This is a genomic window from Bifidobacterium ramosum, from assembly GCF_009299505.1.
Lineage (GTDB): Bacteria > Actinomycetota > Actinomycetes > Actinomycetales > Bifidobacteriaceae > Bifidobacterium > Bifidobacterium ramosum.
This window is the reverse complement of record NZ_WBSM01000012.1, coordinates 1-14,644: the sequence shown is the minus strand read 5'-3', so window position 1 is coordinate 14,644 and position 14,644 is coordinate 1. Positions and strand designations below refer to the sequence as shown.

Annotated in this window: 13 protein-coding genes and 1 riboswitch; of the genes, 8 read left to right on the top strand and 5 right to left on the bottom strand. The window is 65.2% G+C overall.

Features of this window, described 5'->3' with window-relative positions; all coding sequences use genetic code 11:
• Positions 1-70: 70 nt before the first annotated feature.
• The 4 genes from DSM100688_RS09875 to thiM form a co-directional block, all read right to left on the bottom strand.
• Positions 71-436, bottom strand: a complete 366-nt coding sequence (locus DSM100688_RS09875; RefSeq protein WP_152358929.1) for a thiamine-binding protein — start codon at positions 434-436, stop codon at positions 71-73.
• Positions 437-537: 101 nt separating this feature from the next.
• Entirely contained in the window at positions 538-1,398 is an 861-nt protein-coding gene (thiD, locus tag DSM100688_RS09870; RefSeq protein WP_152358928.1) for a bifunctional hydroxymethylpyrimidine kinase/phosphomethylpyrimidine kinase, read from the bottom strand.
• 83 nt (positions 1,399-1,481) lie between these two features.
• Positions 1,482-4,130: a phosphomethylpyrimidine synthase ThiC gene (gene thiC / locus DSM100688_RS09865; protein ID WP_152358927.1), complete on the bottom strand. Its 2,649-nt coding sequence runs from the start codon at positions 4,128-4,130 to the stop codon at positions 1,482-1,484.
• Positions 4,131-4,235: 105 nt separating this feature from the next.
• Positions 4,236-5,123 (bottom strand): hydroxyethylthiazole kinase, encoded by an 888-nt coding sequence (gene thiM / locus DSM100688_RS09860; RefSeq protein WP_152358926.1) that lies wholly within the window; start codon positions 5,121-5,123, stop codon positions 4,236-4,238.
• A riboswitch (TPP riboswitch) is annotated at positions 5,115-5,223 on the bottom strand. Its footprint overlaps the gene before it by 9 nt.
• A gap of 168 nt (positions 5,224-5,391) precedes the next feature.
• On the opposite strand from thiM, the gene DSM100688_RS09855 reads away from it, so the two are divergent.
• The 8 genes from DSM100688_RS09855 (at position 5,392) to DSM100688_RS09820 (ending at position 13,815) form a co-directional block, all read left to right on the top strand.
• The gene (locus DSM100688_RS09855; protein WP_152358925.1) at positions 5,392-6,867 is read left to right on the top strand and encodes a glycine--tRNA ligase; all 1,476 of its coding nucleotides are present in this window, start codon (positions 5,392-5,394) and stop codon (positions 6,865-6,867) included.
• A gap of 153 nt (positions 6,868-7,020) precedes the next feature.
• Positions 7,021-8,298, top strand: coding sequence for a tRNA dihydrouridine synthase DusB (gene dusB / locus DSM100688_RS09850; protein WP_152358924.1), 1,278 nt, complete (start codon positions 7,021-7,023; stop codon positions 8,296-8,298).
• A gap of 165 nt (positions 8,299-8,463) precedes the next feature.
• Entirely contained in the window at positions 8,464-9,732 is a 1,269-nt protein-coding gene (ftsZ, locus tag DSM100688_RS09845) for a cell division protein FtsZ (protein ID WP_152358993.1), read from the top strand.
• 88 nt (positions 9,733-9,820) lie between these two features.
• Positions 9,821-10,312 carry a cell division protein SepF gene (locus tag DSM100688_RS09840; RefSeq protein WP_152358923.1) on the top strand — a complete coding sequence of 164 codons (492 nt, stop codon included), beginning with the start codon at positions 9,821-9,823 and terminating at the stop codon, positions 10,310-10,312.
• A 70-nt stretch (positions 10,313-10,382) separates the two neighbouring features.
• Positions 10,383-10,664 (top strand): YggT family protein, encoded by a 282-nt coding sequence (locus DSM100688_RS09835; protein ID WP_152358922.1) that lies wholly within the window; start codon positions 10,383-10,385, stop codon positions 10,662-10,664.
• 160 nt (positions 10,665-10,824) lie between these two features.
• Positions 10,825-12,186: a DivIVA domain-containing protein gene (locus DSM100688_RS09830; protein WP_152358921.1), complete on the top strand. Its 1,362-nt coding sequence runs from the start codon at positions 10,825-10,827 to the stop codon at positions 12,184-12,186.
• Between the two features lie 22 nt (positions 12,187-12,208).
• A complete protein-coding gene (locus DSM100688_RS09825) occupies positions 12,209-12,886 on the top strand; it encodes a signal peptidase II (protein WP_152358920.1) in 678 nt (225 codons plus the stop codon).
• Positions 12,883-13,815, top strand: a complete 933-nt coding sequence (locus tag DSM100688_RS09820; RefSeq protein ID WP_152358919.1) for an RluA family pseudouridine synthase — start codon at positions 12,883-12,885, stop codon at positions 13,813-13,815. The genes DSM100688_RS09825 and DSM100688_RS09820 overlap by 4 nt, the downstream gene beginning before the upstream one ends.
• On the opposite strand, the gene DSM100688_RS11940 is transcribed toward DSM100688_RS09820, so the two are convergent.
• Positions 13,739-14,119, bottom strand: a complete 381-nt coding sequence (locus DSM100688_RS11940) for a hypothetical protein (RefSeq protein WP_152358918.1) — start codon at positions 14,117-14,119, stop codon at positions 13,739-13,741. The two genes, DSM100688_RS09820 and DSM100688_RS11940, sit on opposite strands and share 77 nt — an antisense overlap.
• Positions 14,120-14,644 lie beyond the last annotated feature (525 nt).

Here is a 14,644-nt window from a genome sequence, read left to right as displayed (position 1 = left end):
TGCGATATTGTGCGGTTTACGGTTCCCGGGATGCGCGACCCGAATCCCGGGAACCGAGCCGACGGCGGGCCTATTCGCTCAGGATCTCGTCGACGAGCTTGGGCTTCTCCGTGAGCTGCCCGGTGAAGCCGGGGCGGATGTCCATGTGCAGCACGAGGCTCGTGCGATATCCCTGTTCGGCGAGCTTCTTGGCCGCCTCGCCGGCGACATGCAGCACCTCGTCGAGGTCGCCCTCGACGTCGGTGAACAGCGCGTTGGTCTCCTGCGGCAGGCCGGAATCACGGATCACCTTGATGGCCTGCGCCACGTACGGCGAGACCTCCGAACCGGCGCCGCTCACCGACACCTGGATCGCGGCGACCGTGTTGAGATACGGCTTGCCGGTCTCCGGGTCGATGGGAACCTCCTGCTTGATGGCGTTGCGATCAATGGGCATGATCGGACTCCTTATTATTTAGGGATTATCTAGGGTAATTATCCGGGGTATTGGCTTGTCTGGATGATCCGGTGAGCTGGTGATCGCTCAGGGCTTCGCGTTTAACGCCACGCCCACGCGTGGTCCATCGGGCCGGATCCGTGGCCGAGGTCGAGCTGCGCGTTGAGCGCGCCGGTCAGATACGCCTTCGCGTGACGGATCGCGTCGGGCAGCGCATCGCCTTTGGCGAGGTTCGCCGCGATGGCCGACGACAGCGTGCATCCGGTGCCGTGCGTGTTCGGATTGTCGACGCGCTCGCCGTTGATCCACGTGACCGTGCCATCCGGCTCGGCCAGCAGGTCATTCGCGTCGGCCACGCCGTGACCGCCTTTGACGAGCGCCGCGCAGCCGAAGTGGCCGGCGATGGTGCGGCCGGCCGTCTCCATGGCGGCTTCGTCGGCGATGGACGCCGACTGTTCCGCGGTTTCGGCCCACTTGTCGGTGTCGAGCGCTGCGTCGCGGTGCTCGAGCAGTTCGAGCAGCACTTCGGTTTCGGGAATGTTCGGCGTGATGACCGTGGCGAGCGGGAACAGCCGCGTGGTGAGCGCGGCGATCGCGTCGTCGTCGATGAGCTTCGCGCCGGACGTGGCGACCATCACCGGGTCGAGCACGACGTTCTTCGCCTCGTGCGCCTCGAGCCGGTCGGCGATCGCGTTGATGAGTTCGGCGGAGGAGACCATGCCGATCTTGATGGCCTGCGGCGGGATGTCGGCGTATACGGCGTCGATCTGCGCGGCGACCATGGCAGGGGAGATGTTCTCCACGCCGGTGACGCCCATCGTGTTCTGCGCGGTGATCGCGGTGATCGCGCTCATGCCGAACACGCCGTTGGCGAGCATGGTCTTGAGATCGGCCTGCGCGCCCGCGCCGCCGGACGAGTCGGAGCCGGAGATCGCCAGCACGGGAATGAGAGTTGTGGTCATGATGGGTCCTTTCCTACGACGTGCGGCGGCCGCGTCGTCGTGGACCGCGGCCGCCGCACATGCGTTATGCCTTACGCTACTCGCTATTCGGCGGTGGTGTACAGCTTGCCGCCCTGCGCCTTGAACTTCTCGCTCATCTCGGCCATGCCGCGCGCCACGTTCTCGGCGGATTCGGCGACGATCCGCTCCTGCGACGCCTCGCCGCCGAACTGTTTGCGGATGTTCTGCGAGATGGCCATCGAGCAGAACTTCGGGCCGCACATCGAGCAGAAGTGCGCCATCTTCGCCGGCTCGGCCGGCAGCGTGTCATCGTGGAACGCGATCGCCGTGTCCGGATCGTAGCTCAGGTTGAACTGGTCGAGCCAGCGGAACTCGAAGCGGGCCTTCGAGATCGCGAGGTCGCGGTCCTGCGCGTGCGGGTGGTGCTTGGCGATGTCGGCCGCATGGCAGGCGATCTTGTACGCGATCACGCCCTGCTTGACGTCGTCCTTGTTCGGCAGGCCGAGGTGTTCCTTCGGCGTCACGTAGCACAGCATGGCCGTGCCGTAACGGGCGATCTCCACGCCGCCGATCGCGGACGTGATGTGGTCGTAGCCCGGCGCAGTGTCGGTCGTGAGCGGCCCGAGCGTGTAGAACGGCGCGTCGTTGCAGATCGCCTTTTCCATCTCGATGTTCATGCGCACCGTGTCGAACGGGATGTGGCCCGGGCCTTCGATCATGACCTGCACGTCCTTGGCCCATGCGCGGCGGGTCAGCTCGCCCAGCGTCATCAGCTCGCTCAGCTGCGCCGGATCGTTCGCGTCCGCGAGGCAGCCCGGGCGCAGACCGTCGCCCAGCGAGAACGCGACGTCGTACTTGGCGAAGATGTCGCACAGCTCGTCGAAGTGCGTGTACAGGAAGCTCTCCTGATGATGCTGCAGGCACCATTCGGCCATGATCGAACCGCCGCGCGAGACGATGCCGGTCACGCGGTTTGCGGTCAGCGGCACGTAACGCAGCAGCACGCCCGCGTGGATGGTCATGTAATCCACGCCCTGCTCGCACTGCTCGATCACGGTGTCGCGGAACAGCTCCCAAGACAGTTTGCTCGCGTCGTCCTCGACCTTCTCCAGCGCCTGGTACATCGGCACGGTGCCGATCGGGACGGGGGAGTTGCGCAGGATCCACTCGCGCGTGGTGTGGATGTCGTTGCCGGTGGACAGGTCCATGACGGTGTCCGCACCCCACTTGGTGGCCCACGTCAGCTTCTCGACCTCCTCGTCGATGGACGAGGTGACGGCCGAGTTGCCCATGTTCGCGTTGAGCTTGGTGAGGAAGGCGGATCCGATGATCATCGGTTCGGCCTCCGGGTGGTTGATGTTGCACGGCATGACCGCGCGGCCCGCGGCGAGTTCGGAACGCACGAGCTCGACGTCGCAGTTCTCGCGCTCGGCCACGTACTTCATCTCCGGGGTGATGATGCCGTGGCGGGCATACCACATCTGCGTGATCGGGTGGTCCTTGGCCTTGAGCGGGTTGTGCTTGCGGCCTCGCCACTCCTTGGTGGCCTTGCCGCGCTTGATGGCGCGCTTGCCGTCGTCCGCGAGATTGCGCTCGCGGCCCTCGTATTCCTCCACGTCGCCGCGGTCGAGGATCCAGTCGAGGCGCAGGGGCTTCAGACCTTCCTTCGGATCGCACTTGGGGCCTTCGGTGTTGTAGTCATGGAACGGCGGGTTCGGGCCGACGCCGGGCGTATCGGACAGCTTGATTTCGGTGTACGGCACCTCGAGGTCGTAGCTGCCGAACTGGTTCTCGAAATGCACCGGCTTGGTCTTGCGGATATGCGCCTTGTCGCGCTGCTTGGAGCCGCGGGCGGCGATGTCGACGCGCTGCTGCTTGGCGAGCTTGACCGCCTCCTTGGCTTCCTTCGCGTTGGTGAACTTCGGTTCGGCGGAGGTGGCGGCCGTGGCGTCCGCGTCGGCGGCCGGTTCGGCCGGAGCGATCACGCGCTTGGCGTAGCCGTGCTTCGCGTCGCCGCGCACGGCCTTCCACGCGTCGGTCATCGCGCGCGTCACGGCCTGCGGGTCGTCCGCACCGGCGATCGCGGAGACGACGAACCAGCCGGCCGCCTTGGTGTGCGTGAGCATGTCCATGTCGGCGAGCGTCACGCCGCCGCCGACCACGACCGGGAAGTCGCAGGCCAAGCAGATCGTGTTGATCTGGTTCGCGTCGAGCGTCTTGCCGGAACCGTCATTGCCGCCGACCGACGCTTCGGGCTTGGTGGTGGACACATGCAGCGGGCCGGCGCCGATGTAGTCGATGCAGCCGTCCGGCAGTTCGTTGATGAGCTTGACGAGCGCCTCGGTTTCGGCGGACAGGCCGACGATCGCATCGTCACCAAGCATTGCACGGGCCTCGCGCGGTTCCATGTCGGTCTGGCCGATGTGCACGCCGTCGACCTTGATGCCCTTGTTACGGCACTGCCAGACGACGTCCACGCGGTCGTCGATCACGAACGCCACCGAATCGGACTTGTCGTTGTCCTCGATGATCTGCGCGATGTCCTGCGCAAGCGAGGTGATCTCCTTGGCGTCCGCGTCCTTGGCGCGCAGCTGGATGAACGTGGCGCCGCCGCGCAGCGCCTCCTCGATCACGTCGGTGACCGGCCGTCCGTGCGTGTCCTGCGGGCCGACGACGAAGTACGCGGACAGGTCGAACGAGTCGCGCATCGATGCGAATGGATAGTTGTTCATGGTGTTCCTTTTGGGTTGATCTACAGGAAGTCTGTATGGATGATGATTGGCGGACGATCGATTGGTTATGGCTCCCCTCGCTGAAGGGAGCCAGAGACGGAAGAATCAGCGAATGTCGGAGGCGGCGACCTGCTCGGGGGTGAGGTTCCACAGGGCGTCGAGCAGATGCACTTGGAACGAGCCGGGGCCTTCGGCCTTGGCTTCGGCGATCTCGCCCGCGCGGTTGTACAGCAGCGACGCGGCCAGTGCGGCCACGAGCGGTTCGGCGACGGCCAGATACGTCGCGGTCACGCCGCCGAGCGAGCAGCCGGCGCCGGTGATCTTCGCCATGAGCGCGCTGCCGCCCGTCAGACGATAGATCTGGTCGCCGTCGGTCACGAGATCGACCTTGCCGGACACGGCCACCGCGGCCTTGCCGTCCGGCGCGGACTGTGCGAGGAATGTGGCGAGCTTACGCGCCGGTTCGACGGCGGCGTCCACCTCGTCCACGGACTCCACGCCGGCCGGGCGGCTCGCCTCGTCGGGGGAGATCAGCCCCCACATGGTCGCCAGCGCGATGATCTCCGACGCGTTGCCGCGCACGATCGTCGGGGGAACGGCACGGAACGCACACAGGATCTCGGTACGCGTCTTGCCGATGCCGGCCGCCACCGGATCGAGCACCCACTTGTGCCCGGTCTTGTGGAACGCGCGCGCGATCTGCGGCAACGCGTCCTTGTAGAACGGCAGCAGCGTGCCGACGTTGATGTAGTCCGCGCCGGAGATCGACGCCGTATCGATCACGTCGTCCGGCAGAAAGCTCATGGCCGCGGTGCCGCCGGCCGCAAGCTGCGCGTTCGCCACGAGGTTGATGGTCACGAAATTGGTGAACGACTGCGCCAGCGGCGTCTGCGCCTTCACGTCCCGCACCGCCTGCGCGATGCGCTCGCGCAGATCGGCCAGATCGGTGTCGTCGGCGTCGTTGCAACAGTGCATATGCGAATCTTCGCTCATATCGCTGCTCCCTACGATGGTCTTAACCAACAGGTTCCAAGGGTCAGGCTCACGCCACTCTCAACCCGGCCGTTGCCTCCGGGTTCCCCTGCATTACGTTCCCGACGCTATGCCGCTACGTGGACATGTCCTGGTTCTTTCGTGTCCCGTCTCTGGCGTTTCCTGCCCGCATGTGGTATTAAGACGCACCTTATATCACTGTCACGCTGTGCCTATAGACTCGGGAACGTTAACTAGTCCCCAAACCGTTCAAACCAGAAGGTGCATTGTGGCTGTATCCAAACTCGATGAAGTCGTGTCCCTCGCGAAGCGTCGCGGGTTCGTGTTCCCCGCCGGAGAAATCTACGGCGGCACCCGCTCCGCGTGGGATTACGGTCCGCTCGGCGTCGCGCTGAAGGACAACATCAAGCGCGAGTGGTGGCGTTCGATGGTCGTCACCCGTGGCGACGTGGTGGGCGTGGATACGTCCATCATCCTGCCGACCCCGGTGTGGGTCGCCTCCGGCCACGTGGCCGTGTTCAACGACCCGCTGGTCGAGTGCCTCAACTGCCACAAGCGCAACCGCGCCGATAAGCTGCAGGAGTCCTACGCCGAGAAGCACGGCGACAAGCTGCCGGAAAACGGCATGGCCGACATCGTGTGCCCCGACTGCGGCACCCGCGGCAAGTGGACCGAACCGCGCGACTTCAACATGATGCTGCGCACGCACCTCGGCCCGGTCGAGGATGAGAACAGCCTGCACTACCTGCGCCCGGAGACCGCGCAGGGCATCTTCGTGGACTTCAAGAACGTCATGACCTCGTCGCGTTCCAAGCCGCCGTTCGGCATCGCCAACATGGGCAAGTCCTTCCGTAACGAGATCACGCCGGGCAACTTCATCTTCCGCACCCGCGAGTTCGAACAGATGGAGATGGAGTTCTTCGTCGAGCCGGGCACCGATGAGGACTGGCACCAGTACTGGATCGACGCGCGCACCCAGTGGTACCTCGACCTCGGCGTCAAGCCGGAGAACCTGCGCCACTACGAGCACCCGAAGGACAAGCTCGCCCATTACTCGAAGCGCACCGTCGACATCGAATACAAGTTCGGCTTCCAGGGCTCCGACTGGGGCGAGCTCGAGGGCATCGCGAACCGCACCGACTTCGACCTGTCCGCGCACGCCAAGCACTCCGGCGAGGACCTGAGCTACTTCAACCAGGCCACCGGCGAGAAGTACGTGCCGTACGTCATCGAGCCGGCCGCCGGCCTGACCCGTTCCCTCATGTGCTTCCTCGTGGACGCGTACGACGTGGACGAGGCTCCGAACACCAAGGGCGGCGTCGACAAGCGCACCGTGCTGCGCCTTGACCCGCGTCTGGCCCCGATCAAGGCCGCCGTGCTGCCGCTGAGCAAGAAGCCCGAGCTGCAGACCGTCGCGCAGAACCTCGCGTCCGACCTGCGCCAGCACGAGTGGATGATCGACTACGACGAGGCCGGTGCGATCGGCCGCCGCTACCGCCGCGAGGACGAGATCGGCACCCCGCTGTGCATCACCGTCGACTTCGACACGCTCGACGATCAGGCCGTGACGATCCGCGACCGCGACACCATGAACCAGGAGCGCATCTCGCTCGACAAGGTCGCCGAATACGTCGATGCCCGCATCGGCGAGAAGCGCACGCACGTGCCGCAGAAGCCGGTCGCGATGGGCGGCGAGGCCTGGCCGGACTCCGTGAGGATCAATGAGGCCGGCGGCCTGTACTGATTGCATTGATAGGTATGCGGCTCCCCTCGCTGAGGGGGCGACCGCGAATCGGACTGAGGGGAGCGGGAAGGCAATGACCTTCTGCTCCCCTCAGTCATGCTGCGCATGACAGCTCCCCTCATGGAGGGGAGCCGGGAGGAACAGGAAAGACGTATGGTGACGAACGTTAAAGATGCCGAAACCGTGATCGCCGCGCGTGACCGCGAGCGTCTCGACCCACGAGGCGACGTGGTCGCGACGACGGGCGACGGGATGACGTCGCCGGACGCCGTGGCCGAACCGGTGACGATCGCGCCAGTCCAGCTCGGCTCGATCACCGTGCCCACGCCGGTCGTGCTCTCGCCGATGGCCGGCGTGACCAACTGGCCGTTCCGCGTCATCTGCGAGGAATACGGCCCCGACGGCCTGTACGTCGCCGAAATGATCACCGCCCGCGCGCTCGTCGCCCGCAATCCTAAGGCGTTGAGATTATGTCGGTTCGCGCCGAGCGAGAAGATCCGCTCGCTGCAGTTGTACGGCGTCAACCCGGCCATCGTCGAACAGGCCGCGCATATCGTCGTCGACGAGCACATGGCCGACCATGTCGACCTCAATTTCGGCTGCCCGGTGCCCAAGGTCACCCGTCGCGGAGGCGGCTCGGCCCTGCCGTGGAAAACCGACCTGTTTCGCGAGATCATCCAGCGCGTCGTGCGCGTGTGCGGCGAAGCGAACATCCCCGTCACCGCGAAAATCCGCGTCGGCATCGACCACGAGCATGAGACGTTCATGGAAGCCGGGCACATCGCGCAGGAAGAGGGATGCGCGGCCGTGACGCTGCACGCGCGCACCACTGCCGAATACTACGGCGGCCACTCCGACTGGAGCCGCATCGGCGAACTGGTCGAGGCGCTCGACATCCCGGTATTCGGCAACGGCGACATCTGGGGTGCGGACGACGCGCTCGAGATGGTGCGCGAGACCGGCTGCGCGGGCGTCGCGATCGGCCGCGGATGCCAGGGTCGACCGTGGCTGTTCGCCGACATCAAGCACGCGTTCGCGGGCGATGATACCCGCGTCAACCCGACGCTCGGCGAGGTTTGCAACGTCATCCAACGCCACGCCGAACTCCTCACTGAGTTTTACGACGGCGACGAACGCATGGCCGTGCACGACCTGCGCAAGCATATCGCGTGGTATCTCAAGGGCTTCCCGGTGGGCGGTTCCACGCGCAAGGCGTTCATGGAATGCGAGAGCCTCGACGACGTGCGCCGCGAGATCGGCCGGCTCGACCCGGCGATGACGTTCCCGGAGCGGGTCAAGGACAAGCCGCGCGGCCGGGTGCGGTTCGCCAAGAAGGTGCATCTGCCGTACGGCTGGCTCGAGTCGCGCGAGACGACGCACGAGCAGCACGAGACGCTGTTCGGCGACGATCCGATGGACGCCAGCTACTGACGGGACCCGGCGACGGGCGGCGGAATAGGGGCCGGCATCCATGCAAACGTGTGCAAATGGTGTATTCTATGCGCGAAACGCCGACACACACCGAGAAAAGTGACCTTTTTATCAGGGGTTCTGCGATAGAGTTGTGCGTAACCGTGTGAGTGACAGGAGACAATGGTGAGCGAAATCGCCCAGACTGAGCAGTTCAGCGACAAAACCAACATCAAGGTCGTTGGTGTCGGCGGCGCTGGCGGCAATGCCGTCAACCGTATGATCGCCGAGGGTCTGCAGAACGTTGAGTTCGTTGCAGTGAACACCGATGCCAAGGATTTGCTGCGTTCGGACGCCGACGTGAAGATTTCCCTTTCCGACAACACCAGCCGTGGCCTCGGCGCCGGCGCCGACCCGGAGAAGGGCGCGAAGGCCGCGCAGGACCATCAGTCCGACATCGAGGAGTCCCTCAAGGGCGCCGACATGGTGTTCGTGACCTGCGGCGAGGGCGGCGGCACCGGCACCGGCGCCAGCCCGATCGTCGCGAAGGCCGCGCACCAGCAGGGCGCGCTCACCATCGCGGTCGTCACCCGTCCGTTCTCCTTTGAAGGTCCGCAGCGTGCCGCGTCCGCGAACCTCGGCATCGAAAACCTGCGCAAGGAAGTCGACGCGCTCATCGTCATTCCGAACGACCGTCTGCTCGAGCTGTCCGACCGCAACGTCGGCATCGTCGACGCGTTCAAGACCGCCGACACGGCGCTGCTCGCCGGCGTGCAGGGCATCACCGACCTCATCACGATGAACTCCTATATCCACGTCGACTTCTCCGACGTCACCGCCATCCTGCGCGGCGCCGGCACCGCACTGTTCGGCATCGGCTCCGCACGCGGCGAGGACCGCGCCACCCAGGCCGCGGAGATCGCCATCAGCTCCCCGCTGCTCGAGGAAAGCATCGAAGGCGCCCACGGCGCGCTCATCAACATCGCCGGCCCGACCGACCTCGGCCTGCAGGAGGCCGCCGCCGCGACCGAGCTCGTGCGCAAGGCCATCCACCCCGAGGCACAGATCATCTGGGGTCTGTCGCTCGACGACACGTATGGCGACGAAGTGCGCGTCACCGTCATCGCCGCCGGCTTCGACCCGAAGTCCAAGGCCGCCGCCGAGGAGGCCGCGAACGCGCCGGCCGCCACGCCGATCATCCCGCAGACCCCGGCCCCGACCACCGTGCCGATCGTGACGAGCCCGTCCCCGGCGCGCCAGCCGTATCCGGCCACCCCCGCCCATCCGCAGCCGGTCGCGCAGCCGCAGCAGCAGGCCCCGGCCGTCACGCCGCTGCAGCAGTACGCGCCGACGTCCGGCGATGCCGCGTCCCAGTCCTTCGACGAGACGTCCGAGCACGAGGTGATCTCCGCCAACGATCCGGGCGATCTCGACATCCCGGACTTCCTGCGCTGACCACACGGCGGCACGACACGACAACGAACGGCGAACGGAACCGGACACATTGAGGCGCAGCCGAGCACGCTGAGCGAAAGGAGCTGCCATGGCAGGGTTTATGAAGAACGCGATGTCCTATCTGGGCATGACGGACGTGACGGATGACGATGACCAGTACGACGAGGAGCCGGCCGACGAGTCCTCGTTCGACTCCGACCACTCCGTGACCCCGATGGCGCCGTCGTCGACCACGGCTTCGGCCTCCGGCAACGCCGGCGGTTCGGCGTCGGGCCGTGAATCCAACCCGTTCCAGAGCCGCGTCAGCCGGATCACCACGATCCACCCCAAGACCTACGACGACGCCCAGCTCGTCGGTCGCGCCCTGCGTGACGGCGTGCCGGTGGTGCTCAACCTGACCGGTGTGCCGGAGGCCGTGGCCTACCGCATCGTGGACTTCTCCGCCGGCGTGGTGTTCGGCGTGCGCGGTTCCATCGAACGCGTCACTCCGCGCGTGTTCCTGCTCAGCCCTGCGCAGGTGAACATCAAGGTCGAGGAGCCGCAGGCGCCGTCTTCCGCGCACGACCTGTTCGCCGACTGACGGCCAGCGCTCCCATTTCGCACACAGCGACTTTTCAGCATGCCCCCAGACCTCTTGATAGGCTGGGGGCATGCTGTTATACCTGCTTGCCCGCATCATCGACTGGCTGATCGGTGCCTACATCACCATCTTGTTCATCCGTATGATCCTCGACTGGGCGTTCGTGCTCGCGCCGCGCTGGTATCCGCGCGGCGTCGTCCAGTCGCTGATCCAGGTCGTCTACCAGCTCACCGAGCCGCCGCTGCGATGGCTGCGCCGCTACATCAAACCGATTCCGATGGGGCCGGTCTACTTCGATGTGAGCTTCCTCGTGCTGTATTTCGCGCTGGTGGTGCTGCAGATGCTCATCTGATGCGTGCGGTCGTGCGCTGTGGCGTCCTCCATGTCCTCCAAACCGCGGAATACTGCCCGAAAAACCGCCAAGGACAGCACTTTGGCACGGGGTACGTGATAGCATCGTGTGTTGATACCAACACAGCGAGGCAGTGCCCCAAAGCGAGGTGTAAAGATTTATGGCTTTGTTGACTCCGAAGGACATCAGGGAGCATACCTTCCAAACGGTTCGATTCAAGGAAGGCTATGACGTCGACGAGGTCGACGATTTTCTTGATCAGGTGACCGAGACCGTCGAGGCGCTCGGCAAGCAGGCCGTCGCCGCCGGTGCGGCCACCCAGGCCCTCGGCCCGGACGTGACCAGCCTGAACAAGAAGATCTCCGACCTGACCGATCAGGTCCAGCAGCTGACCCGCGAGAACGCGAGCCTCAAGGACGCCGCCGGCAAGGCAGCCGGCCAGGGCGACCAGGCCGCGCAGGTGGCCCAGTCCAAGCTGGCTGAGGCCGAAGAGAGCAACCGCGCGCTGTCCTCCCAGAACGAGCAACTCAAGGGCCAGGTCGACCAGCTCAACAAGCAGATCGACCAGCTCACCGCGCAGGCCGCCAAGGCGTCCGACAACCAGGCACTGGCCGACCAGCTCACCGCCATCCAGCGCGAGCGCGACACCTTCCGCGCCAACAGCGAGGATCTGTCCCGCCAGCTGGCCGCCGCCCAGCAGCAGGTCGTCAAGGCCCACCAGGCCGCCCAGCAGGTGCAGGAGCTCACCCGCCAGCTCGAGGAGTCCAAGCAGCGCGAGAACCAGCTGCGCGAGCAGGTCTCCAAGGTCGAGCCGAGCACCGAGACCGGCAGCCTGCAGAAGATCGCCGGCGCCGCCGCGTCCGCGAACACCGAGCCGGAGCGCGCCACCGCCATGCTGACGCTCGCCATGCAGCTGCACGACCAGTACGTTGACAAGGGCAAGGCGCAGGCCAAGGAGATCACCGAAGCCAGCCAGGCCAAGTACAACGAGCTCATCACCAAGGCCAACGACTACTCGTCGCGCACCCGCACTGAGGCCGACGACTACAGCAAGCGCACGCGCATCGAGGCCGACAACTACGGCAAGCGCACGCGCACGGAAGCCGACGAGTACAGCAAGCGCACGCACGCCGACGCCGACGGCTACTCCGAGCACACCCACTCCGACGCCGATGCGTACTCGGCCAAGACCCGCAAGGACGCCGAGGACTACCTGCAGACCAAGCGTCAGGAAGCCGATACCTACGTGCAGAACAAGCACGAGGAAGCCGACGCGTACGAGAACGAAGTCCAGCGTCGCGCCTCCGAGTACGACCAGAAGACCCGCTCCGGCGCTGACACCTACGCGCAGCAGGTGCGCGAGACGCTCGCCGAGCAGTCCAAGGTCGTCGAGGGCAACATCCAGGGCCTCAAGCAGTTCGAGAGCGCATATCGCGCCCGTCTGACCGAGTTCCTCAGCGGCCTGATGAACCAGGTCTCCGACACGAACAGCTACAACCAGACCGAGCAGTCCGGTCAGTGAGCTTCGCGGCGGGTATTCGATCATGACTACTCGACAGGGACGGTCGCGCGTTCGCGTGGCCGTCTTTGCATGTGTGGCGGCCGTTGCGCTGGTCATCGACCAGCTGACCAAGCTGTGGGCGCAGTCCGCACTGGGCGACGGCCGTACGGTTCCCGTTATCCCGAATCTGCTGTCGTTGACGCTCGTGCACAATCCCGGCGCGTCGCTGGGCCTTGGCTCGTCGATGACCTGGGTGATCTCCCTGCTGGCCATCGCGGCGAGCGTGGTGCTTGTCGTGCTCGGCGTACGTACGGTGTCGACGCGATGGACGGTACTGTTCGCGCTGGCGTTCGCCGGCGCGTTCGGCAACCTCATCGACCGGGTCGTCTATGCGGACGGATTCCTCAACGGCAAGGTCGTCGATTTCCTCAACTACGGCTGGTCCGTGGGCAACGTGGCGGACATCTGGCTGATGGTAGCCGGCATCGGCATCGTGTTGCTCATCGTGCTGGGCGTGCCGCTCGACCGTGAGGACGGCGATGATGCGGCAGCTTCCGCCGGCGTGGTTCGTGTGGACGATGTGGCTTATACGGCCGCGGCCGGTGACGGGCATGCGACTCCGGCTGAGGGCGGAGCCGCGGCGGTGACTGCGGCCGACGATAACGCGACCTCCGGCGTCGCTGACGGGAGGGACGCGTCGAAAGGCGGCATGAGCCTATGAGCCGTCTCGTTCCCGCTCCCGATGCGCTGGTCGGCAAGCGTTTCGATGTGGCCGTGGCCAAGATGCTCGGCATATCGCGCGCCAAGGCCGCCGAACTCATCGAAACCGGCCAGGCGCGCGTGCTCGACCGTGATATCGCCAAATCCGGCACACTCATGGCAGGGGAGACCGTCGAATTCGACCTCGTCGAGGAACAGGCAGAACCCGAGCCCATCGCCGACGACATGGCCATCGTCTACGAGGACGACGACGTGGTGGTCGTCGACAAACCCGTCGGCGTGGCCGCGCACGCGTCGGTCGGCTGGACCGGTCCCACCGTGCTCGGCAGCCTCCTGCAGCGCGGCGTGCACATCACCTCCTATGGTGCCGCAGGGCGTCAGGGCATCGTCTCACGGCTCGATGTGGGCACATCCGGCCTGATGCTCGTGTGCAAGTCCGATCTCGCCTACGTCGAGATGCGGCGGCAATTTGCCGAGCATGAGGTCGTCAAAACGTATCATGCGCTCGTACAGGGCGGACTCAAGGAGGACCGGGCCACGATCGATGCGCCGATCGGGCGCGCCAAGGTCTCCGACTTCCGCTTCTGCGTCACGCCGGCCGGCAAGCCCGCGATCACCCACTGGGATGTCATGGAACGGTTCGGCGGCGAGGCTACGCTCGTATCGGTGAATCTGGAGACCGGGCGCACGCACCAGATCCGCGTGCACTTCTCGTCCATCGGGCATCCGCTGGTGGGCGACCCGATGTACGGCGCCAATCCGGTGCTGGCCACCGAGCTCGGCTTGGAGCGGCAATGGCTGCATGCCATGAAACTTGAGTTCCGGCATCCGCGCACCCGCGTCTGGACCACCGTCACCTCGCAGTATCCGGCCGATCTCGCGCACGCGCTCGACCTGATGCGCGCACGTCACGCGACGGTTGAGGAGTAGCGGGCGGCATAGCGCCGACGATCCGCACGATCACCCCGGCGACCACGCACAGCGGGCATCCGGCGATCGTCGCGCACATGGCGAGCAGCACGAGCACATCCATCGGATCGTACGTGCCACGCTGCAGATACAGCATCAACGCCACCGTCAGCGCGCCCAACGCCACACCGGCAGTGATCAGTGCGTCGCCGACACGGCGTAGCGTGCGGCGGGAGTCCTCCGTACTGTTTGCACTGTTTGTGCCGCTTGTGTGACCTGCACTGCCGGTGCGGTCGATATCGTCAATTCGTTTCGTATATGCCATACATCCATCGTGCCGGCCGTGTCATCGGCGATGCAAGCCCGGCTGACCCATGTGGTCGAAAGGTATGGGTTATCCACATGTTCGGCGTGTTGCGGACATGCTAATACGCGTGCGACGCGACAGCATTGCGAGCGCGACGTCCATCGTCGCTGTCGCGCGCACGCTCAACTCAAACCATCCACACAACGTAGATCAAGGACGCGAGACCTCAACTCCATCGAATACATCACGGACTCCATCCGGACTCCAGAGCGTCCGACTTTTCGTCCGCGTCCCCGTGCTTGCCTTCTCCCCACCACTATATATATAATTATTGTTGCTATTCACCATAAACAGCTTCAAGTATTACAAAGTCCAGTTTATTGACTGTTTATGTTCAAAAACCACTGAAATCTAAAATGTAATGTCTCGGGGCCTAAATGACGCATGTGTCGGGGCATGGTTGACGGTATGTCCTGGGGCATGGTTGACACATGCGTCATGTCGGTGTCATTCAACTGTCGGTTTGTTTCTTGGCCGGAGCTG